This is a genomic window from Fusicatenibacter faecihominis (assembly GCF_020686945.1).
Taxonomy (GTDB): Bacteria; Bacillota; Clostridia; order Lachnospirales; family Lachnospiraceae; genus Limivivens; species Limivivens faecihominis.
On sequence record NZ_JAJEPR010000003.1, the window covers coordinates 126,312 to 152,976 of the forward strand.

Annotated in this window: 15 protein-coding genes and 1 other annotated feature; of the genes, 1 reads left to right on the forward strand and 14 read right to left on the reverse strand. The window is 51.6% G+C overall.

From position 1 onward, the window contains the following. Positions 1-51: 51 nt before the first annotated feature. Positions 52-1,335, reverse strand: a complete 1,284-nt coding sequence (locus tag LKD71_RS02720) for an ABC transporter substrate-binding protein (RefSeq protein ID WP_227614249.1) — start codon at positions 1,333-1,335, stop codon at positions 52-54. Between the two features lie 263 nt (positions 1,336-1,598). On the opposite strand from LKD71_RS02720, the gene LKD71_RS02725 reads away from it, so the two are divergent. Then, on the forward strand, positions 1,599-3,419 hold the full coding sequence (locus tag LKD71_RS02725; RefSeq protein WP_227614250.1) for a glycoside hydrolase family 36 protein: 1,821 nt from the start codon (positions 1,599-1,601) through the stop codon (positions 3,417-3,419). A 131-nt stretch (positions 3,420-3,550) separates the two neighbouring features. Here the strand turns inward: LKD71_RS02725 and LKD71_RS02730 are convergent, their stop codons facing one another. The 13 genes from LKD71_RS02730 to tig all read right to left on the reverse strand — a co-directional run bounded on the left by LKD71_RS02730 (position 3,551) and on the right by tig (position 26,486). Then, positions 3,551-3,805 (reverse strand): HPr family phosphocarrier protein, encoded by a 255-nt coding sequence (locus tag LKD71_RS02730; protein ID WP_227614251.1) that lies wholly within the window; start codon positions 3,803-3,805, stop codon positions 3,551-3,553. Next, on the reverse strand, positions 3,798-4,766 hold the full coding sequence (gene whiA, locus LKD71_RS02735) for a DNA-binding protein WhiA (protein ID WP_227614289.1): 969 nt from the start codon (positions 4,764-4,766) through the stop codon (positions 3,798-3,800). The genes LKD71_RS02730 and whiA overlap by 8 nt, the downstream gene beginning before the upstream one ends. 5 nt (positions 4,767-4,771) lie before the next feature. Next, the gene (gene rapZ / locus LKD71_RS02740; RefSeq protein WP_227614252.1) at positions 4,772-5,629 is read right to left on the reverse strand and encodes an RNase adapter RapZ; all 858 of its coding nucleotides are present in this window, start codon (positions 5,627-5,629) and stop codon (positions 4,772-4,774) included. Next, positions 5,626-6,546 carry a UDP-N-acetylmuramate dehydrogenase gene (murB, locus tag LKD71_RS02745; RefSeq protein ID WP_227614253.1) on the reverse strand — a complete coding sequence of 307 codons (921 nt, stop codon included), beginning with the start codon at positions 6,544-6,546 and terminating at the stop codon, positions 5,626-5,628. Before murB ends, rapZ begins: the two co-directional genes overlap by 4 nt. Positions 6,547-6,681: 135 nt before the next feature. Beyond that, complete coding sequence (locus LKD71_RS02750; protein WP_227614254.1) at positions 6,682-9,717, reverse strand: GtrA family protein; 3,036 nt, start codon at positions 9,715-9,717, stop codon at positions 6,682-6,684. A 63-nt stretch (positions 9,718-9,780) separates the two neighbouring features. After that, complete coding sequence (addA, locus tag LKD71_RS02755; RefSeq protein ID WP_227614255.1) at positions 9,781-13,560, reverse strand: helicase-exonuclease AddAB subunit AddA; 3,780 nt, start codon at positions 13,558-13,560, stop codon at positions 9,781-9,783. Then, complete coding sequence (addB, locus tag LKD71_RS02760) at positions 13,557-16,988, reverse strand: helicase-exonuclease AddAB subunit AddB (RefSeq protein ID WP_227614256.1); 3,432 nt, start codon at positions 16,986-16,988, stop codon at positions 13,557-13,559. The genes addA and addB overlap by 4 nt, the downstream gene beginning before the upstream one ends. 69 nt (positions 16,989-17,057) lie before the next feature. Beyond that, positions 17,058-19,709, reverse strand: a complete 2,652-nt coding sequence (locus LKD71_RS02765) for a valine--tRNA ligase (RefSeq protein WP_227614257.1) — start codon at positions 19,707-19,709, stop codon at positions 17,058-17,060. Positions 19,710-19,931: 222 nt separating this feature from the next. Beyond that, positions 19,932-20,155: a binding site (T-box leader), on the reverse strand. Between the two features lie 62 nt (positions 20,156-20,217). Beyond that, positions 20,218-20,829: a ribosome biogenesis GTP-binding protein YihA/YsxC gene (gene yihA, locus LKD71_RS02770; RefSeq protein WP_227614258.1), complete on the reverse strand. Its 612-nt coding sequence runs from the start codon at positions 20,827-20,829 to the stop codon at positions 20,218-20,220. 2 nt (positions 20,830-20,831) lie between these two features. Next, positions 20,832-23,162 (reverse strand): endopeptidase La, encoded by a 2,331-nt coding sequence (gene lon, locus LKD71_RS02775; protein WP_227614259.1) that lies wholly within the window; start codon positions 23,160-23,162, stop codon positions 20,832-20,834. Further along, complete coding sequence (clpX, locus tag LKD71_RS02780; RefSeq protein WP_178046673.1) at positions 23,159-24,472, reverse strand: ATP-dependent Clp protease ATP-binding subunit ClpX; 1,314 nt, start codon at positions 24,470-24,472, stop codon at positions 23,159-23,161. Before clpX ends, lon begins: the two co-directional genes overlap by 4 nt. Before the next feature lie 101 nt (positions 24,473-24,573). Then, on the reverse strand, positions 24,574-25,155 hold the full coding sequence (gene clpP / locus LKD71_RS02785; protein ID WP_117764326.1) for an ATP-dependent Clp endopeptidase proteolytic subunit ClpP: 582 nt from the start codon (positions 25,153-25,155) through the stop codon (positions 24,574-24,576). 44 nt (positions 25,156-25,199) lie between these two features. After that, positions 25,200-26,486, reverse strand: a complete 1,287-nt coding sequence (tig, locus tag LKD71_RS02790; RefSeq protein ID WP_178046672.1) for a trigger factor — start codon at positions 26,484-26,486, stop codon at positions 25,200-25,202. Positions 26,487-26,665: the final 179 nt, after the last annotated feature.

A 26,665-nucleotide genomic window follows, 5' to 3' on the forward strand; every position in this document is an offset into this window, starting at 1 on the left:
GTAATGAAAGGAGCAGTCCATTTAAGACTGCTTCCTTTCTTTTTTCAGCTTTTACTCGTTCTCTGCGATTACTTCTGCTGCTTTTTCTTCTGCTTTTGCCAGAGTTTCTTCTGCATCTGCTCCATTTACATAAGCTTCCTCGAATACAGCTTTGGTTGCATCCAGAAGTCCCGGATACAGGCCATCCTTTGCACAGTCATCACCAAGAGCCCATCCGGTGGAACGAACCTCAAGGATATGTTTCACATCTGCCGGAACATTGGAATCCAGCATCATATCATCAAGACCGGTAACAGACGGAACAGAAGTTCCAACTCCGGTGATTCTTGCTTCCTGGCCCTGGGTTCCGCAGTAGAAGCTTGCGAATTCCATTGCCTCTTTCACATGTTCGGATTTTGCATTGACAGAAAGATAACCACAGCAAACCTGTGCGGGTTTGTACTGAGAGCCATCCTTTGTCGGATACGGGATATAATCGAAGTCGATTCCTTCTTCATAGAAGGTTTTAGTCAGCCAGCGGCCTGCTGCAATGAAGCCGGTCTGGCCAGACATAAACATGGCATCCTCACCCTGACCATTCGGAAGGGTTCCGCCGTATACGAATCTGCCATCATTGATACGATCGCATACATACTGGAAAGCTTCTTTTGCTTTGTCATCAAATTTGTACTCATCACCCTGCCATACGGTTCCGTCATTTGCAAATACCCAGTTGTAAAGGCGGATGGTATCACCGGACTGGATCATTCCACTCTTTCCGTTCTCTTTCAGGGTATCGCAGATCTTATCAAAATTATCCCAGGTCCACTCACCTTTTTCAAACAGGGACTGCGGATCTTCAAGTCCAAGATCTTCCATCATTTTCGGAGAATAATAAAGAACTACCGGATTACAGTCTACAGACAGACCATAAACACCTTCATCATTTCTTGCTGCGCCCCATACGCCTTCACCAAAATCTTCTTCTTTTACATAAGAATCATCGGTTGCCAGGAAATCCTTCATATTAGCGATGGTTCCATTTTTCACTAGCTGACTCATAACCGTATCCTCTACAAATATGACGTCTGCTGCGGTTCCACCTGCCAGCTGTGTGATCAGCTGCTGACTGTAACCATCACTGGGAGATGCCTCAAAGGTTACATGGATCTTATCCTGTGCCTCATTGAAAGCGTCAACTGCCTGCTGATAAACCTTGATCTCATCAGCATTTCCTCTGGAGGTATAAGTGATCTCCACCTTATCCTCGTCTGCATTTCCAATTACTACATTTGTTCCCAGCAGTGTGGTAAATGCCATCACTCCTGCCATTCCAAGAACCAGTTTCTTTTTCATCGTTTCTGTTTCTCCTTTCATTTACTAAACAGTAATTCCATTGTAGAAAACACCTCTTTTGTTTTAGTAAAATGTTTTCTCTGTTGATGAATCCAATATAGCACTTATATCCAGTGATGTCAACTCTTTTTTTCATTTTTCCGTTGTTTTTACTATACTTCTTTTTCTGATTCAATTTTCTGTATTGTTTTTTTAGTAAAATGCTTGTTTTTTTTTATTTCGTATGCTATGGTAAAAGCATACTAAATCAGGAGGTTTTACTAATGAATATTCCAAAAGTAAACATATCTTTTCGTAAACTTAAAGCAGATGTTGTTTCCTCCAGTGAAGAGGACGGCCTGCTCACTTTCCACTATACGATTTGCCCGGATGCATCTGCAAAGGATTCTTTTCCAGAACGCTTCCAGCTTTCTTCCTCTTCTCTTCCCTATATCCGCCTTCGTATGACATTCCCGGCTCTCGGGATCATCGGCACCTGGATGGCAGATTCCGGTTTTTCAAAAAATCTCCGGGCAGACTGGGCTCCCGGGCAACAAATCAATCTGAGTCATTCTGCTCCTGTGGTCTGCTTCTTCAATGGAAATGACCAGAACTGCCTGACTCTGGCGCTTAGTGAGGCAGCCCGTGATGTTCTTCTTTTTCCTGGTATCCACGAAGAAAATGGGGAAATGCTTCTGGAAGCCGCCGTTCTTCTCTCTGAGCCGCTTTCAGAGGAATACCATCTTTCGATCCGACTGGATACCCGCACACTTCCTTTCTATGAATCACTGAAAGAAGTTTCCAACTGGTGGGACAGTGTATCTTCTGACGCTCCAATGAAGGTTCCTGCAGAAGCCCGGATTCCCATGTACTCCACCTGGTACTCCTATCATCAGGATATCTCCGATGAAGCTCTTTCCAGAGAATACGGTCCGGCAGAAACTCTTGGTATGAAAGCTGTGATCATCGACGACGGTTGGCAGACCTCTGACAATAACAGAGGCTACGGCTACTGTGGTGACTGGGAAAACACACCGGATAAATTTCCGGATTTTGCCGCCCATGTGCAAAAGATCCATTCCCACCATATGAAATGCCTGCTCTGGTACAGTGTTCCTTTTATCGGCCGTTATTCCCGTATCTGGAATCGTTTTTCTGAAAAGCTGCTTCATTATGACGAAGAGCTGCACTGTGGCACTCTGGATCCTCGTTATCCGGAGGTTCGTGAATATCTGGTTTCTGTTTTTGAAAAAGGTATGAAGGAGTGGAATCTGGATGGTTTTAAGCTGGATTTCATCGACTCCTTCCGCTCTTATCCGGATACCCCCGCTTATTCCGACACCATGGATTATTCCGAAATCCAGGACGCTGTCTATGCTCTGATGTTGGAGATTTCAAGAAGGCTGCAGAAGCAGAACCCTTCTCTTCTCATTGAGTTCCGTCAGAATTATATCGGGCCCAGGATGCGCCGGTTCGGTAATATTTTTCGTGTGGGAGACTGCCCCTTATCCGGTATCAGCAACCGGGTAGGAATCACTGACTTAAAGCTCATCAGTGGAAACACTGCCGTTCATTCTGATATGCTCATGTGGCACAGGGACGAGAAGCCAGAAGATGTAGCAATTCAGCTTATTAATAACATCTTTGCGACTCTGCAGATCTCCGTACATTTAAATGAACAGACCACGGAGCAAAAAAAAGTTCTGGCTCATTATCTGAACTTCTCCACCAAATACCGTGAAGTTCTTCAGTGTGGAGATTTCCGTGCGCATGCTCCACTGGCTCTTTATCCACTCCTGGAATCATGCAAAGACCAGATATGGATCTCGGCCTCTTATAAGGAAAATCAAATCATCCCCAGTCCGGATCCTGCTTCCTATCGAGAAACCATTTTTCTCAATGGAACAAAAACCCCGGAACTTACACTCCGTTTCTCCGCTCCAGGTGTCTTTCTCATCAGAAAACTGGATTGTTTCGGAGAAATTGTGCATGAGGAAACAAAAGCACTTACAGCCAGTGTTCATACCTTTCAGGTAAGTCAGGGAGGTGCTCTTTTCCTCTATCCTTCCGAAGCATCGAAATCCGATGTCGCTATTCACTCATAAATACGATTGCTTAACGTTCTGTACACTTGAAGCAACGAAAAGATTCTTCTGCATGCAAGCCATAAAAAAAGGCTGTCGCCCGACAAAGATTTTGTCGGTACGACAGCCTTGATTTTTGTTTTTTGATCTGATCAATTCCCACTCAGATATTTCTCAATTTCCTTCATGGCCTCTTCCTCGTCGATTCCGTTGGCGGAAACAACGATGCTGTCACCGTAGTTCAGGCCCAGGGTCATCATTCCCATGATACTCTTGGCGTTTACATGGCGATCCTCACTCTCCACATAGATCTCGCTGTCGTACTGGCTGGCTACCTGTACAAGCAGTGCCACCGGACGTGCCTCCAGACCGTTTCTGATTTGGATCATCACTGGTTTCTTAATCATAATAATGCTCCTCCTTACTTCCTCTCAGCGTTTCCGCTAAATTACTTAGTTTTCTTAATCTATGGTTGACTCCAGATTTTCCAATGGGTGGGTTGTGCATAAGCCCCAGTTCCTTTAAAGATGCCTCCGGATTTTCCAGGCGAAGATCCGCCGTCTCCAGGAGTTCCTCCGACAGGTCCGAAAACCCGCCTGCTGCCTTCAGGTATCTGATATCTTCTGTCTGTTTGACAGCCGCGCTGACTGTCTTATGAATGTTGGCAGTCTCGCAGTTGACCTTCCGGTTCACAGAATTTCTCATTTCCTTGAGGATACGCACATTTTCCAGGTCCATCAGCGCGACATGCGCTTCCATGACATTCAGTAAATCGACGATCTGCGCGCCTTCTTTTAAGTATACCACAAAATATCTCTTTCGGCACACTATTTTTGCATCCATATCAAAACTTCCGATGAGCTCCTGAATCTGCCGGGCTTTTGCCTCGCTGGAACAGACAATCTCAAAGTGATAGGATTTGTTGGGATCGCTCATGGAACCGGTACTTAAGAACGCTCCCCGGATAAACGCCCGCTTACAGCATGTCCTCTGAAGGAGAATATTATCCGCAGCGGTGAGGTTTTCCCGGATCTCCATATGGCCGTCGATGAGTTTCAGGGCCTGGAGCACCCGGAGCGCATCTTCATGCTTCGGCACCAGAACGTTGTAAATTCTGGTCTTCTGCGGCTTCTGATGCTGTCGGATCGAAACCTCTGGTTCTATATTAAATATTTTCTGCAATAATGTAAAGCATTTTCTCGCCACAGGCAGGTTATCGGTCTGGATTTTCACCCGGTAACGGTCGCCGCTGGTGATGACCACGCCGCCGCACATGCCCATGATGGCTGCCAGTTCCGCGATCTGGCAATGTCTTGCCGTGCTGACTTTCTGTGAAAGCTCCTCTTTCACTTCCCCGGAAAATGACATCTCTCTCACCTCGACACATCCCGGTGTTCCAGCCGGACTCCATATTCTGAGCGGTCGCTCAGCGCCTCAAAAAGCTTGTTGGCCAGTGTCACCGAGCGGTGCTTGCCGCCGGTGCAGCCGATGCCGATGACCAGCTGATTCTTGCCTTCCAGTATGTAATTGGGAATGAGGAAATTCAGCATGTCCACGAGCTTGTCCAGGAAGATATGGGAGATCTCGTAGTCCATAACGAAATCCTGAACCTCCTCATCGTTTCCCGTCTTGTATTTGAGTCCGTCCACATAGTAGGGATTCGGCAGAAAACGAACATCAAAAACCAGGTCACAGTCGTTGGGAATCCCGTATTTGAAACCGAAAGACAGAACAGTGATCATCAGATTCTTGAAGTTCTTTTCTTCCACCAGGATCTGTTCCAGGGCCTTCTTAAGTTCCCTCGTGAGCAGCTGACTGGTATCCAGAATATAGGTGGCGTTCTCCTTTAAATAAAGAAGCTTTTCTCTCTCGAGGCGGATACCATCCTCCACCCGGCCCTGTTTGGCCAGGGGATGGGCACGCCTCGTCTCCTTGTATCTCTTGACCAGAACCTCGTCGCTGGCCTCCAGATAGAGGATCTGGTAGGCCACGCCGGATGCTTTTAAGTTTTCCAGTACCGAGGCCATCTCATCCAGGGAACGGCCGTTTCGGATATCCACGCCCACAGCCACCTGACTGATATCGCTTCCGGGCGCATGAGCCAGCTCCGCAAACTTCGGAAGCAGAGCGATGGGGAGGTTATCCACACAGAAATACCCCATATCCTCCAGCATTTTCAGGGCTGTGGATTTTCCCGCCCCTGACATTCCGGTTACAATGACAAATTTCATTCGAATTCTCCCAACATCTTCACTTCCGGCTCCAGACGGACGCCGAAACGCTCTTCCACGCGGTCAGCCACTTCTTTTATCAAAAGCTGTACGTCCTTTGCGGTGGCCCCGCCTTTGTTGATAACAAAACCGCAATGCTTCTCGGAAACCTGCGCTCCGCCGACAGAGAAGCCCCGAAGCCCTGTATCCATAATCAGTTTTCCTGCAAAATAGCCTTCCGGCCGCTTAAAGGTGCTTCCCGCGCTGGGGTATTCCACCGGCTGTTTCGTGATGCGTTTTTCCTTCAGATCCTCCATCACGGAACGGATTGCTGCCGGATCGCCTTTTTTAAGCTCTAAGGCTGCACCCAGAACAAAATAATTTTTCTTCTGGATCACGCTGGTCCGGTAACCCAGCTCCAGCTCCTCTCTGGAAAGTCTTAAGAACTCTCCTTCCTCTGTCACCACATCGCTGTAGAGAATCACATCCTTCATCTCTCCGCCGTAAGCTCCCGCGTTCATGACCACAGCGCCGCCTAAGGTTCCGGGGATGCCGGAGGCAAATTCAAGCCCGGTCAGTCCCTGTTTCGCCGCCTGATTGGCCAGACGGACTAGAAGTGCTCCTGACTGGGCGTAAATATCTTCCTCTTCTATGGTGATGTCTGAAAAATTTTTAAACAGCTGGATCACAACGCCCCGGAAGCCTTTGTCTCCCACGAGAAGGTTGCTCCCGTTTCCAAGAACGGCAAAGGGAAGACTTTCCGCCTTACAGAGCTGAATCACCTGACGGATCTCCTCTTTCGTATGAGGTGTCACAAAGTAATCCGCCGGGCCGCCGATCCGAAAGGTCGTGTGCCGACTCATGGGCTCCTCTGTGACCACTTCCCCGCTGCCGGCTGCCCGGTGCAGAAGTTCCACTAAATTCTGATCAATTTCCATTTTTACTCTCCTGCCGCAGATGGGCAGACTTCTGCCCTGTGCGCTTTCATGCCTACCATCATACAACAACAAACCGATTTCTTCAAGCCCTAAGTTTAGAAAAGCACCCCGAAGTCTTCCGGGGTGCCATAAAAATTATTCTTCTAAATCCTGTTCTTCTTCCAGCTCCTCTTCTTCCTCCCGTCTGGCAAGCGGAATTGCCGCTTCCATTCCTTCTTCCAGAGGAATCTGAATCAGCCGCCGCTGATTTTCCAGGATCAGTGTCAGGAAGAACAGGGCCAGGCAGAGGATGCTTAAAATCGTACCTTCCCAGAGTCCGGGCGCCGTGTAATCGAGAGCAATCTCGTGACTTCCCTCAGTGAGGTCGATACCGAGAAGGGAACGGCCCACCGCGTAGGTCTCGACGGTTTTTCCGTCCACCTTCACCTTCCAGCCCGTATCATAGGGGAGGGAGAAAAGAAGGGTTCCGTCCTGGTCGGCGTCGATCGTACCGCGGATTTTTCCGTCTTTCACATAGTATGAGCCATCCTCGCTGTCGGTCACAAGCTGGGACGAAGCCAGTTTGTCATGAACCATCTGGTACTCTTCATCGGAGCAGATGTAGACGTTGGCCGTCACGCTGCCCTCCTGATTTTCGCTGAACTCACAGGTCACAGTGGCGATCTCATCCTCGTCAAAACAGCCCAGATCGTAGAGATGATCGTTGTACTTATCGTAGGATTTCGTGTAGTCCGGTGTGGAAACAGTGATTTTTTCCGTCTTTCTCGTGACTTCAAGATAGGCCTGCATGCCTGCGGGAATCACGATATCGTAGCTTCCGCCGTCAGTCATCTCAATGCTCTGGTTCAGTGTGAAAAGCGGTCCTTCGTTGACTGCCAGGGCCACGAACTCATTCTGGACGTCGGCGGCGTTTCCGCTGTCGATATCCCAGTCCTTGATATCCGAATCCACCATAAAACCGATAGAAAGTGCATTATCGTTCCGGTAAAGGGCCAGAGGCTCCTCATAGTCCACCTGCTCCATCTGATAGAGACGGTCGGTGACGGTTCTGGATTCTACATATTTGACGCCTAAAATATCGTTGAAAAGCTTCGTAAGGCCCACATAGCCGCTCTTGTTGGTCCGGGCCTCCATACCGAGGGCCTTACAGAGATCCACGGTGGACGCAGGCATCGTGGAGGAAAAGAGCATGACGCCGTCTCCGCCCATGAACATATCCGCATTTCTCATCCGGGTGCTGTCGATGTCGCTCCGGTAGAAGCTGCTGCCATCCTCATTTCTCGCCATGAGTTTTTCGTAGGCGATCTGGTCATCCAGATAAGTCTGCCGGCTGACCGTACCGTTCATGCTGACGCCGTAGACTGCCGTGGCCGCCATCTCCACCACGCCGATGAAGACGAGAACCCGCTTGAAGAGTTTTTCCTCCCGGGCTTTTTTCACCAGACCGTAGAGAAGCAGGAGCACGCCGTAAACCGTCAGCAGAAGCTCTGTAGCCAGATAAACGTAAAACTCCCGGTCCCCCAGGCTCGTCCACCAGGAATAGCCTGTGAAAGCCAGCGGAACCGCCGCCGCGATCAGCACTCTTGTGCCAGAGAGGTAGCGCACATGCCAGAGGGCCTGATGGGCCATGACAAGAAGCATGGCGATGTAAAGGAAGGCGAAACGGTTCGGAAGACCGTTCTGCGTATGGAAGCCGTGCCAGATAAAGTTCAATATATTGGTGTCAAAGCTCATGAAAAGCAGGACACAGAGCGCCGTCTTGGCGATCCGCTCCCGGAGACTTACATACTTATCCAGCAGGAAAAGCACCGCAAGGACCAGTGTCAGTACGCCGCAGAAAGCATTGAGTTCATACTGATGGTCCGCGATATTGATGGGCTCCACAAAGGCGAACTGGCTCGTAAGCTGGGAAGCGTCGTGAAGGTAAAGCTTCGGAGGCCAAGGAAATTTGTTTTCCGCGGACTCGGTGACGCCTAGTCCTAAGAAGGCCGGAACCAGCATGATAGCCGCCATACCGCCGGAGAGCAGCGCATACCAGCCAAAGGTCAGGGCGCTGGTGAAAAATTTCTTCACCGTCAGCCCTTTTGTACTGATCCACTGTACCAGCAGGTAGAGGCAGGAGAACAGGCAGAGCATGAAGCCGATGTAATAGTTGCAGTAGAGGGCGTAGAAAAGAGAAACGCAGAACATTTTTCCGTTTCCGCCCTTTACGATGCGCTCGATGCCGAGCATCACCAGCGGCAGCATGGCGATACTGTCAAACCACATAAGGTTGAAATAGTAGCCGATCATGAAGCTGCTGAGGGCATACATCGTGCCGAAAAGCACCGGAAAATAGCTTTTTCCTTTTTCCTTGTAAGCCAGATACCAGCTGAAGGTACAGCCACAGAGCCCCAGCTTCAGGACGATGAAAAGAGCCATCACATCCATCATGTTCCGCTTCGGGAAAAGCACCAGCAGGAAGTTCATGGGGCTTGCGAGATAATAAGCGATCGTCGCCCAGAAATTGATCCCCAGGCCGCCTCCCATGGAATAGAGGAAGCTCTCGTTATTCACCAGCTTCTCATGAAACTCGGTAAAGAAGGGAAGGTACTGGTGAAGGGAATCGATGATCAGCACGCCGTGGTCTCCGAAGGGATAAACCAGGTTCACGGCGAAGCTCACCGCCACCACCACGGCCGGAATCACAAAGCCGAAGGCGGCACAGCGGCGGATCCTTTTTTTCTCCAGAAGTTCTTCCGGGGAAAGGAACTCTTTCGGGGTCTTGTCCTTGAATACGAAGCACTTGCTGAACACATAGTTCAGGACCAGCACCACCACCTGAATCAGCAGCTTGCCGATCATATCCGGCACACCGAAGACACAGCAGAGAATCACCACGCCGAAAATCTCGATAAACATCGTGCTGAGGCGCATGCCGATGAACTGCCCCGCCTCCACAAGAAGCTCCCGGATTCCCCTCGTCCTGCTCTCAAAGACGAAAATCTTATTCACCACATAGGCGAAGAGAATGGACAGGGAGATCGAGAGAAAGTTGGCAATGGTAATGTCAATTCCCAGAAAATGCCGGAAAATAGCATAGGAAATCAGGTTCACAAGAGTTGTGCATCCGCCGAAAAAGATGTAGCGGATGGCCTGATTCTGAAACAGTTTTTTTATCCAGTTTGTCATCTTGATACCTCTCTAAATCGCAAAATCTGTCCCTAGTATACCTTTCTTCCTATTAAAAAGCAATCAGTTTTCCCTTAACTCTTTCTGAAGACGGACGGAATACAGGATCTTCTCCTTCACCTTTCTGCCGGTCAGCTGTTCCAGGGCCTCGGTATAGTAGTTGAGCTGGGCCGCATATTTTCGGTAAAGGACCGCTTCCCCGCCTTTTTCCACATAGTCGGTTTTGTAATCCACCAGGATAAGGCCGTCTGCTTCCTCGAAATAGGCGTCCACAACTCCCTGGATCAAGAGCTTTCGTCCCTCTTCGGCTTCCGGGTAGAGCCGGGCTGCGGGGATCGCATAGATGAAATGCTGCTCCCGGAAGAGAACACCAGCCTGCTGCGCCCTCGCCATCCGCTGCCCCAAGGCTCCTTTTGAGAAGCATAAGATTCTCCGGCAGTCGATGGCGGCGGCCTCCTCTCTGGTGAGCCGCCCTTTCTCTTTCAGTTCCTGAAGCTGCTCTTCCACGGCTTCCAGGCTCTCCGCCCGGGTGAAATCGAGATACTGTAAGAAAATATGGTAGGCCGTTCCCCGGGCCGCTCCCTGGACGGGGGCTTCGTCTTTCAGAAAGTCCGGAATGATCTCTTCGACTTCCGGAAGCGCTTCCTCCGTTCCTGTTTTTAAATCTGTCTGTTCTTTAAAAAGAGAGTCCTCAAAGATCCTCTCCCAGTCTTCCCAATCTGCTTCTTTTTTCGATTCTTCTCCGTAAAGAAGCTCACTCTCCGTCTCCAGCTCCGCCTCGCTCTGGCGCTTGAGCTGGGAGACCGTAAGCTTCACCGGAATCCGCTGGTAATGCTGCTCTTCTGCCTCTGCCATGCGTTTTCCCAGAATCTCGTGAAACTCCGGTTCGTAGATTTCATCGGAGCGAAGAAGCCTGAGGCTCTCGATATCCAGAGCTTTTCTGGCCTCCTGCTCCACGCCACCGGCCAGAAGATCCTGCACCGATAATTTCCGAATCGCCACCGGGGTCGTCCAGACCGCATCCTCTTCCTCACGCAGGGGCCGAATTTCGCCTTTTTCTCCCAGAAGCTCCCTGGCGCTCTCGTACTTTAAGAGCACCGGCATCAGAAGATCGAGGTACCCTCCGGCCCCCGAAAGGATCTGATAGGAAAGGCCGTATTTCAGAGGTGACGCGCTCTGGCACCAGCGCTCCAGCTTTTTCTCAAGGCCGGAGACGGCTCCCGTAAGGATCAGTTTTTCTTTCGCCCGGGTCAGGGCCACATAGAGAACGCGGATCTCCTCGCCGATGTTGTCGTCGTTGACCTTCGCCTGAATGCAGCGCTTAAAAAGAGTGGTCCGGCGAACCCGCAAAACCGGGTCCACCATATCAAAGCCGATGCCAAGGTCCGCATCCAGCACCATCCGGCTTCTGGTGTCCATTTTGTTGAACTGCTTTTCCAGACCTCCTAAGAAAACCACAGGAAATTCCAGGCCTTTGCTTCGGTGAATACTCATGATCTGGACCACATTCCGGTTTTCCCCGAGACTCTGGGCCTCGCCGTAATCTACGTCGTACTTCTGCAGATTCTCGATGTAGCGGATGAAATTAAAGAGACCGCGGTAGCTGGTTTTCTCATAATCCCAGGCCTTCTGAACCAGCATTTTCAGGTTCTGTGCCCGCTGCTCTCCCGCCGGCATGACCGCCGCTTCCTCTGCATAGCCGGTCACATCAAAAATATACCAGAGCAGCTCATGGATCGGCGTGAAAGCTGCCTGCTGCCGGAAATCCTCCAGAAGAGCGTAGAAATCCTCCAGTTTTTTCCGAAGCTTCTCGTCCTCCCCGTTTTCCCGGTACCAGCGGCAGCTCTCATGGAAGGCTTTTTCCTCCCCGCAGCTGCTCCGGATCAGGGCTGTCTCCTTCTTCGTGAAACCGCCGATGGAGGAAAGGAGCACCGCCGCCAGAGGGATGTCCTGACTGGAATTGTCGATGATTTTCAGGAGGGACAGGACTACCTGCACCTCCCGTGTGGAAAAATAGCCGCTCCGCGTGCCCACATAGACCGGGATTCCCATATTCTCCAGCACCTTTCCATAGCTTTCCGCAAAGGCGGAGGGGGAACGGAAGAGGATCACGATATCCTTAAATTCGATTTTTCTCATACTGCCGGTTTTGCCGATGGTTTTATCGAAAATTTCCTCTTTTCCCACCATCTTTAAGATCCGCTGGCCGGTCAGCTCCGCCTCCAGCTCTCCCGGTGTCATCCGAACCCTTTCCATCAGCTCCTCATCCTCGTCAAGATCCAGAAGAAGAAGCTCAGGCCGGAGGGTCATCGGGTCCATTTCCGGATAGTCTGCTCCCGGATAAAGGGCCGTCTCCGCCGTATAGAGAATTTTTCCCGGATTCTGGCGCATGACCTCCCGGAAAATCTCGTTGGTGAAGGCCAGAATCTCCCGGCGGCTTCGGAAATTCTTTTTCAAATCAATGCGCTGGCAGTCGGAATCCTCCAGCGTGTAGGTCTCATATTTTTCTAGGAAAAGCTCGGGTCTTGCCAAGCGGAAGCGGTAGATACTCTGCTTCACATCACCCACCATGAAAATGTTCCGCAGACCCTCGTGCTCCCTCGAAACCGCCGTCAGAATGGCCTCCTGCACCAGGTTGCTGTCCTGGTACTCGTCGATCATGATCTCTTTGAAACGACCGGAGAGCTCCTTCGCCGTATCCGTCGGCTGTCCCTCCTCATCCACAAGAATCGAGAGAGCCAGATGCTCCATATCGTGGAAATCGCAGAGATTCCGCGCTCTCTTTTCCTCGGCAAAACGCCGGGTAAAGGCAAGGGTCAGCTCCACCAGCACCTTCATGGGCCGGCCCGCCGCCTGCATATCCGCAAACTCCGTCTCGGGACTCTCGGCAAAATAGTCCTCTTCCAGGGCCTTAATCTCGTCTTTCACCTGATCCCGGAGGGCTTTCACCTGTTTTTTCTTGTTTTCGTCGATCGTTTCATCCTTTTTCGTGGAAAGTCTCGCCCATTTATCCATGGACTGAAAGGCCTGGTAAAACTCCCGGTAGCCCTTCGCTCCCTTGCATTTTTCCAGATTTTCCAGGTCGGAAAGGATGGCCGGCTCATAGAGATAGGGTCCTCCATTCTCCTTACAGATGGAAAGAGCCTTCTCCAGCAATTCCTCGAGATCTCCGATGAGTTCCCGGGTGGAATTGAGCCACCCCTGAAGCCACCCGGCATTTTCAAATTCTTCCATCGTCCGGGCGGAATAGACGCTTAAGCATTCCTCCAGCCATTTTTCGGGATAAGGATAGCTCATGGCAAATTCATAGAGACGGAGAATGGAATCCTCGAGGATCTGGTCATTTTTTCCGGTGGCAAGGCACTCCACAAACTCCTGAAATTCCGGCGTCGCCTCCTCAAAATAGCTCTCCAGAAGCTCCTGAACCACCTGGGTCTTGAGAAGTTTCCCTTCGCCCTCGTCCATAACCCGGTAGTTTGGGTCCAGACCAATGACGTGGAAATAGCTCTTTAAAATGTAACTGCAGAAGCTGTCAATCGTGGTGATCTGGGCGCTCTGGATCAGCGTGAGCTGCCGGGTCAGATGCTCCTCCTCTTCCCCCTCGGAAAGCTTCTTCTCTATGGCGGTATTCAGACGCTCCCGCATCTCTCCCGCCGCCGCCCGGGTGAAAGTCACGACCAGAAGCTCGTCGATATCCACAGGCCGGACCGGGTCTGAGATCAGATTCAAGATCCTCTCGATAAGGACCGCCGTCTTTCCGGAGCCCGCCGCTGCGGAGACCAGGAGATTCCGGTTTCTGAGGTCGATGACCTTCTTCTGGTCTGGGGTCCACTGATTGCTCATTTCATCTCCTCCTCGATCTTTCTCAGTGCTTCGTCGGCGCTTAACTCCTCCAGCCGACGGAATTTCATACTTTTATCCTTCAGATCAAAGCCGCAGACGCTGCGGAAGACGCAGTAATCGCAGGCGGTCTGATTTTTCCGCTCATAGGGCAGGCGCTCCGCCTTTCCTTTCAGGATCTCGCTTCCAAGCTCCTGCATCTTTTTGCCCGCGTAAGCCGACATGGCTGCAAACTGCTTTGTGCTGGCGGTCCGGGAGGCTTTTCCGAGAGACCCGTCCTTGTTGACGGAGACCGGGATCACGCTCGAAGTTCCCTGTAAAAAGCGGTCCATGGACTTGATGATCTCCTCGCGGCTGTTCACCAGACCGTTGACCTTCAGTTCCTTTAAGAGCTGTTTTCGGATCTCATCGGGATCTTCGTCCCCGGAAAGCTCCAGCAGGGGATCTTCCACATGATAATAGAAGATTCCCGCCGGGGTCACGGTTTTCTCCTTCTTCGCCCGGCGCTCCAGCTCGAGAGCCGCGTTCAGATAGACCATGAGCTGCAGCTGCAGGCCGTAATAAAAAGCCGCCAGGTCAAATTTCGTGTTTCCGGACTTATAATCCACCACTTTCACGAAAACCTCTTCCTCATTTTCACAGTAATCGATGCGGTCAATCCGGCCTTTGAGCTTCATCTTTGTGTTGTCAGGAAGGCTCAGATTCACCGCTTCCAGATTTTCAATCGCGGAAAAGGGCACCTCGAAGTTTCCGGGCTCGAACATGCCGCTCCGGATCTGAATCAGCAAAGCCCAGATCGTGCGGCCCATGATCCGCCGGATCCGTTTCAGCGCATAGGCGCTCCGGCTGTCCTTCTTAAGACCGGGGCTACGGATAAAGGCCGCTGCCTCAGAGACAGCCTCCTCTGTGAGCTTTTCCGCCTCCTCGTCGGGCAGGTCAAACCAGGTCCACTCGCTCGCTTCCACCTTTTCTGAAAAGATCTCCAGCGCCTTGTGGAAAAGATTTCCCATATCCACCGGGGCAAATTCCAGCGTTTCCCGCTCGGTAAGCCTAAGGCCATACCGCAGGAAATGCTCGCAGGCACAGGCCGCGAAGGTCTCCAGCCGGCTCACGCTGTTGGTCAGCACGTTTCCGTAGAGGGCCTTCGCCGCCTCCCTTCCGATGCCGGAATCCTCGTTCCCGGCGAAAGCCGCATGGAGAAGACGCTCCAGCTTTTCCTTCCATTTCGGCTCCTTACTGTACCAGAGATAGAGTTCCTGAAACTCCGGAGAAAATTCCCCCTCTTTCATTTTCAGAATCCCCTCGGTCAGACAGGAGAGGCCGTTTTCCGGCGTCCAGACCCGTTTTTTGAAGGACTGGTCCGCTTCCTCGTCGGTCACAGAAAGCTCCGGGAAGAGCCTCTGAATCCGCCCCACCACATAGGAGGGCCGCATCGCTTTTCCTTCGAGATCTGCCTTCGCCATCGTCAGATAGAGCCGCTCGGAGGGCTTCGTAAGATGCAGATAGAGATAAAAACGCTCCACAAAGCTGTTTTCCCTGGTTCCCGGTGCCAGCGTCACGCCCTGATCCGAGAGGAAGCTTCTCTCCTCCTCCGAGAGGATACCTCCGCCTTTTCCCGCCGAAGGCACGATACCCTCGTTGAGCCCCAGGAAAATCAGCACCTTGATGTCTTTGAGACGGGTTCGCTCCATGTCGCCCACCAGCACCTCGTCCAGCGAGGGCGGAATCAGGCCCACGCGGCTGTCCTCGAAACCGGCCTCCAGAAGCTCCTTATAGTCCTTCAGGCTCATGACCTCGTCGCCCAGAAACTCTACCAGCTTGTCAAAGAGACTGATGACCGTCCCGTAGATCTGGTGATAGACCTTGGCCTCGTCCATTTTTCCCTGTTCCTCAAAGTTCTTTTCCATCTGAGTGAGCTTCTGCTGAAGCTTTTCCCCGGCGATGAAACGGTAGAGCCCTTCGGTCCGCTGGCGCACTGTGATATTTTTTCCCCGCATGGCTTCCGTGTAAGCCGCTGTCTTCTCAAGGAAAGTCTCCCTGAACGCATTAAGCCTCGGCAAATCCTCGGCCGAAAAGCTTCTGGTCTCCTGAGTCCACTCCTTTTTCCACATGGAATATCCCCGGATTCCCGCCGCCAACACATAATTTTCCACATAATCGATGGTCTCCGGTGCAAAATCCACCAAGCCGCAGCGAAGGAAGCGGAAAACCGTCTCATAGCTGTAATCGCGGATCAGCATTTCCAGCGCCGCCTTCATAAATTCCAGGAACGGATTTAAGAGAACGCGTTTCGTCTCATCGATAAAGCAGGGAATCCCGTACTTCGGAAAGACCCGGCGGATCTCCCGGGCGTAGGTCTCCATGTCGCCGCTGATGAGGGCGATCTCCCGGAAAGCAAGCTTCTGCTCCCGGGTCAGCTTCAGGATCGTCCGGGCCGCAAACTCCGCCTCCTCTCTCGGATTCGCACAGGCGTGGATCGAAATTTCATCCGACGGCTTCTCCAGGTAAAAGATCCCCCCGGCAAAATAGTTTTTTCCCGTGCGGAACAGATGGCTCTCAAGAAAAGCAAGGGCCGGGCGGCCATTAAAGCGGCGGACACCCTTTCTTCCCAGAATCACCGACTCCAAAATTTCCGTACCAGTCTCCTTACAGAGGTTCGTCAGGCTCTGGATCGTCTTCTGACTGAGGTAGAACAACTCATGCATTTTCCCGAGCTTTCCCCAGTCCGTACGGGGATCGACGGTCACAGTCACGAGGATTTTTTTTGCCCGCGGAAGAAGTTTTTTAAGGAGGGCAAGCTGAATCGGGGTAAAGCCCGTATAACTGTCCAAGGCGATCGTGCAGCCTGAGAGGAGGCCTGACTCCTCCGCATGCTCCGCCAGCACCTCCAGAAGTTCCTCCGCCGTCACATAGTCCTTCGCCATCCGCTCCTGAAAGGCCTGGTAGAGGATACCGATATCCTTCCATTTATAATAGAGGCGGGGCTGGCCCTCAAGGCCTTCCAAGATCCCGTCCATCTGTTCCGGCTCGATCCGGTACTGAGCCAGCTCCGAGATCATGGATTTCACCTGGCTGATGTAGCCGTTTTTCTCCATACTTCCTTCGAGAAGGGTCAGCTCTTTCTTGTGCTCCATGGCGCAGCGACGGATCACCAGATTTTTTCCGGTCTCCTCGAGGACCCGCCTCCGGTCCGCCCCCAGGTCCTCCAGAACCCTGAGGGCCAGACGCTGAAAGCTCAGCACATCAATATTTAAGATTCCTTTCCGCGGATGAAGCTCGGTCAGATTCCGCTGAATCTCCATCGTAAACTGCTCCGGTACTAGTACCAGAAAATTTTCTTTTGGTGCAGCCAGGGATTCCCGGATCACCGTCTCATACAGATAACGGGACTTTCCGCTTCCCGAGCTTCCCAGGATAAACTGAAGGGGCATATTTTTCTCCTTGTGAAAGAAAAGCCTTACCGGGTAGATTTCCGGTAAAGCTCTTCTCTTTTTTCAATCTTATTTCGCGAGCTGGGCCAGGCGCTCTTTCACCTGAGCCATCATCTCCGTATATTTGGTCAGTTTCGCTTTTTCTTCATCGATCTTGGCCTGGGGCGCTTTGCTGATGAAACGCTCATTGTTCAGCATGCCGTTAGAACGTGCCAGCTCTTTGGTGAGACGCTCCTCCTCTTTTTTCAGACGCTCGATCTCTTTCTCGATATCTACCAGCTCTGCAAAGGGCATGTAGATTGTCGCTTTGTGGATCACTGCAGAAACCGCATCCTCGCCGATGCCTGCCTTGTCCACCTGTACGGTGACATCGCTGGCATAACCCAGGGTTGCGAAGAAGACTTTTCCGTTCTCGAAGATCTCGCGGACTGCCTCGTCCTCAGATACAACGAAAACTTTCGCTTTCTTGCTGGGCGGTACGTTCATGCCGGTACGCACATTACGGATTGCACGAACAGCCTCTTTGATGGTCTCGATGGCGTTCTCATCCTCTGCAAAGTTCCAGCTCTCCTGGTATTCCGGCCAGGAAGCGATCATGATGGACTCCTCTTCCGGACGGAGTGTGCAGTAGATTTCCTCTGTGATGAAGGGCATGTAGGGATGAAGAAGCTTCAGGGCATTGGAGAGAACGGTCTTCAGTGTCCAGAGAGCTGCTGCCTTCGTGGTATCCTCGTCATTGTAAAGACGGGGTTTCACCATCTCGATGTACCAGTCGCAGAACTCCTCCCAGATGAAATCGTAAACCTTCTGCACAGCGATACCGAGCTCGTATTTGTCGAGGTTCTCAGTCACTTCTTTTGCCAGATGGTTAACCTTGGAAAGAATCCATTTGTCTGCTCCGGTCAGGTCATTGAGATCCATCTCTGCCGGAACATCGGCTTTCTCGAGGTTCATCATGATGAAACGGGAAGCGTTCCATACTTTGTTGGCGAAGTTACGGCTGGCTTCCACACGATCCCAGTAGAAACGCATGTCGTTTCCGGGAGCATTTCCGGTCATCAGAGTCAGGCGGAGCGCATCTGCGCCGTATTTGTCGATGACTTCCAGAGGATCGATACCGTTTCCAAGGGATTTACTCATCTTTCTTCCCTGGCTGTCACGAACCAGTCCGTGAATCAGTACATGATGGAAGGGAACCTCGCCGGTCTGCTCCAGAGAGGAGAATACCATACGGATAACCCAGAAAAGGATGATATCGTAACCCGTTACCAGTACGTCTGTCGGGAAGAAATAGTCCAGATCCTCGGTCTTGTCCGGCCAGCCCAGTGTAGAGAAGGGCCAGAGGGCGGAGGAGAACCAGGTATCCAACGTATCCTCATCCTGTGTAAAGTGAGTGCAGCCGCATTTCGGGCATTTGTCCGGAGCGCCTCCTCTTCTTACGACAACCTCGCCGCAGTCGTCACAGTAGTAAGCCGGAATCCGGTGGCCCCACCAGAGCTGACGGGAAATACACCAGTCATGGATGTTCTCCAGCCAGTGGAAATATGTCTTGTCGAAGCGCTCCGGAACAAATTTCAGTTTGCCGGATTTTACTGCCTCAACGGCCGGTTTTGCCATCTCTTCCATCTTTACAAACCACTGCTGTTTGATCATGGGCTCTACGGTGGTGTGGCAGCGGTCATGGGTTCCTACGGCATGGGTATGGGGAACAACTTTTACCAGAAGACCCAGGTCTTTCAGATCTTCTACCATGGCTTTTCTGGCATCGTAACGGTCCATGCCGGCGTATTTGCCGCCTTTTTCGTTGATGGTTCCGTCATCGTTCAGGATGTTGATCTCTTCCAGGTTGTGACGTTTTCCAACCTCGAAGTCGTTGGGGTCATGAGCCGGGGTGATCTTTACGCAGCCGGTTCCGAACTCTTTGTCTACATAGAAATCGCCGATCACCGGGATCTCGCGGTCGGTGAGGGGGAGCTTCAGCATTTTTCCGATGAGGTGCTGATAACGCTCGTCATCCGGGTTTACTGCCACTGCGGTATCGCCGAGAAGAGTCTCCGGACGGGTCGTGGCGATCTCCACGAATTTGCCCTCTTCACCTACGATGGGGTAATTGATGTGCCAGAAGAAACCATCCTGATCCTCATGCTCTACCTCGGCATCAGAGATGGAAGTCTGGCAGACCGGGCACCAGTTGATGATGCGGGAGCCTTTGTAGATGTAGCCTTTCTCATAGAGGCGTACGAAAACTTCTTCTACGGCTTTGGAACAGCCCTCGTCCATCGTGAAACGCTCTCTGTCCCAGTCAGCGGAGGAACCCAGCTTGTGCAGCTGATTGATGATCTTTCCACCGTACTCTTCTTTCCAGGCCCAGGCATGTTTGAGGAACTCCTCACGGCCGATCTTCTCTTTGTCGATGCCCTGCTCACGAAGCTTCGCGGTAACTTTTACCTCGGTAGCAATGGCTGCGTGGTCGGTTCCCGGCTGCCACAGTGCGTTGTAACCCTGCATTCTCTTATAACGGATCAGGATATCCTGCATCGTGTTGTCCAGAGCGTGGCCCATATGGAGCTGACCGGTTACGTTTGGCGGCGGCATTACAATGGTAAAAGGTTTCTTGCTTCTGTCTACTTCTGCATGGAAGTATTTCTTGTCCAGCCATTTCTGGTAAAGACGGTCTTCTATGCCCTTGGGATCATAGGTTTTTGCCAGTTCTTTGTTCATGGGATTCTTTCCTTTCTTGTGAGTGGTTGTGAGGAAGTGTGCGGGAGGAACGCCATGCCATCACTTCGGTTTTGCTTTGCAAAACCTCAGTCGCGGGCGTCGCCCTATCAAAAGCCATTCAAACGTGCAAAAATCTGCAAGCAGCTTTTGCACGCTCGCATGGCTTTCGGCATGGCTCATGCCTGACGCGCAAAAGAAAAGCCCTCTGCACACAGTTCATGTGCAAAGGGCGAATGTCTCGCGGTACCACCTTTTCTTATGCTTCTTTCTCGCATATCTCAGAGATCTTTTAACGGGGATCGGACGGGCAGGCTTACTGTCAAAGTTCAGCCTGTCGGTTCAAAAGCTACCTTCCATACCTGCTCTCCTACAGATTCCTCTCAGCCTGTCGGGAATCTCTCTCTGGCGGTGCCCGGGTATGTACTCCTCTTTCTCACAACCTTTGTTCTTTTTCGCTATAGTCTGTATCATAGCCGAGGATTTTTCATTTGTCAAGGGGGAGTTTCGCTCACTCCTCCTCAGAAACTTTCTCCGGCTCTTTCATTAAGCCTTCAATATAGGCCCAGATCTCGTCTCTTCCCTGCTTGGTCTCCGCGGAGAAGGGGATGATGACCGTGCCCGGCTTTACGCCCAGGCCCGTACGAACCAGCTTCAACTGTTTCTGAATCTGGCTTCTTTTAATCTTGTCCAGCTTGGTGGCGATGATAATGGGGTCAAAGCCGTTGCTCACGATCCAGTCGTACATGATCTTGTCGTTGGCGGAGGGCTCATGACGGATATCGATCAGCAGGAACACGGCTTTCAGCATCGGGGATTTGTGGAGGTAGTTCTCGATGAGCTTTCCCCACTTCTCCTTCTCTGACTGAGAAACCTTCGCATAGCCGTAGCCCGGAAGGTCCACCAGGTAAACCTCACTGTTGACATTGTAAAAGTTGATAGTCTGGGTCTTTCCCGGCTGGGAACTGGTCCGCGCCAGGGCTTTCCGGTTCATCAGGGCGTTGATCATGGAAGATTTTCCCACGTTGGATTTTCCGGCGAAGGCCACCTCCATGCGCTCATTTTTCGGCAGCGGGCTTGTGATGCCGCAGACCGTTTCCAGTGTCACATTTTTTATAATCATAATCAGTTCTCCGAATTTTTAACAAGCGCCGCTTTCAGGACTTCATCCATATGGGAGACAAAACGGATCTCCAGACCTTTTTTGATCTCGGAGGAAATCTCTGCCACATCCGGCCGGTTTTTCTCCGGCACCAGAACCAGGCGGATGCCCGCGTTCTTCGCTGCCAGAAGCTTTTCCTTGAGGCCGCCGATGGGAAGGACTCTTCCCCGCAGCGTGATCTCTCCGGTCATGGCGATATCGGCCCGTACCGGAAGCTTCGTGATCGCGGAGGTCATGGCTGTGGCCATCGTGATTCCCGCAGAAGGCCCGTCCTTGGGAACGGCTCCCTCCGGAATGTGGATATGGATATCATTTTCCTTGAAAAATTTATCATCGATGCCATATTCCCGGCTGACAGAACGGATGTAGCTGATGCCCGCCATGGCGGATTCCTTCATCACGTCTCCCAGCTGGCCGGTGAGGAGAAGCTCTCCTTTTCCGGGCATGACGTTGACCTCGATCTCCAGGGTATCGCCGCCCACGCTGGTCCAGGCCAGGCCCCGGACGATTCCGATGTCATCGGCGTCGTTCAGGCGGTTGACCGTGTAGCGCTCCTTGCCGAGATAGTTCTTAAGGCTGGTCTCGGTGACTTTGATGCTTCCCTTGCCTTCCTCCAGAAACTCCCGCGCCGCTTTCCGGCAGATCTCGCCGATCTTCCGCTCCAGGCTTCGCACACCGGTTTCCCGGGTGTAGGAGGAAATCAGTTTCTTCATAGCCTTGTCCGTGATGGAAAAATCATAGCCGCAGAGGCCGTTTTTCTCGATCTGTTTCTCTAACAGGTGCTCTTTTGCAATGTGCAGCTTCTCGTTTTCCGTGTAGCTGGAAACCTCGATGAGCTCCATACGGTCCAGAAGAGGCCGTGGAATCGTCTGAACATCGTTGGCCGTGGCGATGAAAAGCACCTCGGAAAGATCCAGCGGAAGCTCCACATAATGATCGCGGAACTTGTTGTTCTGTTCGGAATCCAGCACCTCCAGAAGAGCGGAGGAGGTATCTCCCTTATAGTCGCTGCTCACCTTGTCAATCTCGTCCAGAAGCATCAGCGGGTTCTTCACCCCGGCCTGCTTCATACCGTTGGCGATACGGCCCGGCATCGCTCCTATATAGGTTCTTCTGTGGCCGCGGATCTCTGCCTCATCCCGGACGCCGCCCAGACAGATCCGGACATATTTCTTGTCCAGGGCTCTTGCGATCGAGCGGGCGATCGAAGTCTTACCGGTTCCCGGCGGGCCCACCAGACAAATAATGGGGCTGTCGCCTTTCTTCGTCAGGGCGCGGACAGCCAGAAATTCCAACACCCGCTCCTTGACCTTCTCAAGGCCGTAATGATCCTCGTCCAGGATCTCCCGGGCATTGGCAAGATCCATGTTGTCAACGGATTCTTTATCCCAGGGAAGTTCGAGAAGCGTCTCGATATAGCCCCGGATCACGGAACTTTCCGCGGAGTTGTTTCCGGCATTTTTGAAACGCTCGATCTCTTTCTCGATGCGCTCCTTCACCTCGTCGGAAGCCTCCAGCTTATCTGCCTCCTCCTGGAAATGATCTGCCTCGGCTCCGGTGGTGTCCTCGCCTAATTCCTCCCGGATCACTTTCAGCTGTTCCCGGAGGATGTATTCTCTCTGATTTTTGTCAACGCGGGCTTTGACCTTCTCCTGAATCTCAGTCTTGATGTTCATGACCTGGATCTCATTTTCAAGAAGAACAGACAGCTGCTCGAAGCGCTCGGTTAAATCCACCGCTTCCAGAAGCTTCTGTTTTTCCTCATAAAACACAGGAATGTTCACAGCGATCTGATCCACCATTTTCTGGAGGTCCGTCTGCTCCATGATCTGAAGCGCCGTCTCGCGGCTGATCTTGCCGTTGGCCTGGCAGTAATCCTGGAAAATGGTCCGGAGGGTCTGAACCATAGCTTCCTGATTTTTTTCATCGGGAAGGGCCAGCTCCTCCTCCGAAAAAGTGGCGGCATCTGCCACAAGGCAGCCGTCCGCCACATCCAGATCCATCACTTCCACCCGTTCCAGACCTTCCGCCAGCACCCGGAAAATATTCTGGGGCAGTTTCATGATCTGCTTCACGGTGACAAGGGTACCGATCTTATGAAGATCCTTCCTTCCAGGATCCTGTGTTTCCGGAGATTTCTGGGTCACAACCACCAGCTTCTGGTCACGGAGCATGGCAGTCTCCACCGCTTTGACTGATTTTTCCCGGCTGATATCAAAATGCGTGATCATGGAGGGCAGAAGCGTCATTCCACGGAGAGCCACAACCGGTATGTTTTTGATCAGTTCATTCATGCAGTTTCCTCAATCTCTTTATCTTTCTTGCTTTTTTTCGTTTTTACAGAGGGAAGCTTGCCGTCGTCGCTGTACATCAGCACCGGCTCGCCGCTTCCGTCGATGACGTCCTTCGTGATCAGGCAGCTCTCCACATTCTCATCGGAGGGCAGGTTGTACATGATATCCAGCATTGCTTTCTCCATGATGGCCCGGAGGCCTCTGGCTCCTGTCTTTCTCTCCAGGGTCTTGTCTGCCACTTCCTCGATGGCGTCATCCGCAAAGGAAAGCTCCACGCCGTCCATCTCAAAGAGCTTCTGATACTGCTTGATGATGGAGTTTTTCGGCTCTTTCAGGATGCGGATCAGAGCCTCGCGGTCCAGCTGATCCAGGGAAACAACCATGGGCACACGGCCGATGATCTCCGGAATCATTCCGAACTTCACGAAATCCTGGGGCAGTACCTGGCGCAGGATTTCTCCCACGTTATGATTCTTCTTATCGTTGACCACAGAGTTGAAACCGATCTCCTTCTGATCCAGACGTGCCTCGATGACTTTTTCCATGCCCTCGAAGGCTCCGCCGCAGATGAAAAGGATATTTGTGGTATCGATCTGGAGAAGCTCCTGATGCGGGTGCTTTCTTCCACCCTGGGGCGGCACGGAAGCTACGGTTCCCTCAAGGATCTTAAGAAGTGCCTGCTGTACGCCCTCACCGGACACATCGCGGGTGATGGAGGCGTTCTCGGATTTTCTCGTGATCTTATCAAACTCGTCGATGTAAACAATACCGTACTCGGCACGCTTGATATCGTAGTCGGCTGCCTGAATCAGCTTCAGGAGGATATTTTCCACATCCTCACCCACATAACCGGCCTCAGTCAGCGTGGTGGCATCTGCGATGGCAAAGGGCACATTCAGCATTTTCGCCAGTGTCTGAGCCAGCAGGGTTTTACCTGAACCGGTGGGACCCAGCATCAGAATGTTGCTCTTCTGCAGCTCCACGCCGTCCACGCGCTTGCCGACGGTAATTCTTTTATAATGATTATAGACGGCCACAGCCAGGGTCTTTTTCGCCTCGTCCTGGCCGATGACATAATCATCCAGAAAAGCAGTGATCTCCTTGGGCTTCATCAGGTTGATGCCGCTCTGGTTCTCGTCCTGCTCATAGTATTCGTCCAGTTCTTCGTCTATGATCTCCGCACAGATCTCGATGCATTCGTCGCAGATATAGACGCCCTCCGGACCGGCGATGAGCTTTCTCACCTGGTCCTCTGATTTATTACAAAAAGAACATCTTACTTTGTTATGTTCTCCATATTTTCCTGCCATAGAATTTCCACCTCATACAAACTTTTCAGCAGTTTTCTTCAAAACTTATCAACGCACATGAGGGGATGTTGCTGAACGTAACATCCCCTCACGCTTATCCTTTAGTGATTTGTGATGACGCTGTCGATGAGGCCGTATGCTTTGGCCTCCTCAGCGCTCATGTAATTATCACGCTCGGTATCCACCTCGATGACGCTAAGCGGCTGGCCGGTGTTGGCTGCCAGATGCTCATTCAGCCTTTTCCTTGTGGCGATGATGTGATCAGATACGATCTTGATATCGGTCGCCTGACCCTGTGCTCCGCCGGAGGGCTGGTGAATCATGATCTCTGCATTGGGCAGGGCAAAACGTTTGCCCTTGGTGCCGCCGGCCAGGAGGAAAGCTCCCATGCTGGCTGCCATGCCAAGGCAGATGGTTGACACGTCGCATTTGATGTAACGCATGGTGTCATAAATTGCCAGTCCGGCTGAAACAGAGCCGCCAGGACTGTTGATATACAGATGAATATCCTTTCCAGGATCCTCCGCTTCCAGGAACAGAAGCTGAGCAACGATCAGGTTGGCGCTGACGTCCGTAACCTCCTCGCCCAGGAAAATGATTCTGTCCTTCAGAAGTCTGGAATAAATGTCGTAGCTTCTCTCGCCGCGGCTGGTCTGTTCAATGACATAAGGTACTAAGCTCATTTCGAAGAATCTCCTTTCCGGGAACTTCCGCAGGCAGATGTCTCTTACGCCTCTTTAGCAGCGTCTGCGATCAGATCTGCAGCAGCCTGTACAGCCAGGTCTTTCTTCATCTGATCTCTCTCGGAATCGCCGATGATGCCTTTGAGCTTCTCAACTTCCATCTTGTAAGCCTCAGCCATCTTTGCGATCTCCTCATCTACCTTTTCATCGGAAATTTCGATGTTTTCTGCTTTTGCTACAGCCTCAAGAACCAGGCTGTTCTGAATACGTTTCAGAGCTTCCGGTTTCATCTGGTCATGCATCTTCTTTGCATCCATGCCGGTGAACTGGAAGTACTGCTCCAGGGAAAGACCCTGAGACTGCATTCTTCTGGCAAAATCTTCCATCATGCTCTGAACCTGGGTGTCGATCATGGCATCCGGGATCTCCATGGTGGCATTCTCTACTGCTTTCTCAACGGCCTGAGCTTCTTTCTTTGCTCTTGCCTCTTTCTCTTTCTTCTCGGTCAATTTCTTCTTGATGTCCTCTTTGTACTCAGCGAGGGTCTCGAACTCGGAAACTTCGCTTGCGAACTCGTCGTCAGCGTCCGGAAGCTCTTTTACAGTGATTGCATTTACTTTGCATTTGAATACGGCTTCTTTTCCTGCAAGGCTCTTCTCATGATAGTCCTCCGGGAAAGTAACGGTAACGTCTTTGTCCTCACCGATCTTGGTACCGATCAGCTGATCCTCGAAGCCCGGGATGAAGCTTCCGGAACCGATGGTCAGGGTGTAGTTCTCAGCTTTTCCGCCAGCGAAGGGAACGCCGTCTACGGAACCGTCAAAGTCAAGCTTGATGATGTCGCCGCTCTCAACTGCTCTGTCATCTACATCGATGGTTCTGGAGTTGTTCTCTCTCTCCTTGTCAACCTCTTTGTTGATGTCCTCGTCAGTTACTTCAACGTCGCTCTTCTCAACCTCTACGCCTTTGTACTCGCCAAGGGTAACTTCCGGTTTCACAGCAACCTCTGCAGTGAAGATGAAGGGTTTGCCGGACTCGATCTGGGTTACATTGATCTCCGGACGGGAAACGATCTCAAGATCGCAGTCCTTCAGAGCCTCTGCGTAAGCAGTCGGGATCAGATCGTTAGCAGCATCTTCGTAGAAAACGCCTGTGCCGTACATTTTCTCGATCAGTTTGCGCGGTGCTTTACCTTTACGGAAGCCCGGGATATTGATTCTTCCTCTGGCTTTCAGATATACTTTCTGAATTGCTTTTTCAAAGTCCTCGGCAGAAGCCTCGATGGTCAGCTTCGCCATGTTTTTTTCCAGTTTTTCAACCTGTAAACTCATGGTGTGTTTCTCCTCCTAAGTTTCTATGTTTTTTGCAGTCCGTCTTTTCAAACGGTTCTGCTTGATTATGGGGTTGTTCTTCCCCCTGCTCTGTGCCATGGTGCTGATTTGACAGACTTCTCCATACTTACAGTCATTTTAGTACTATAGCACAATTCAAAAGAAAAAGCCACTCTTTT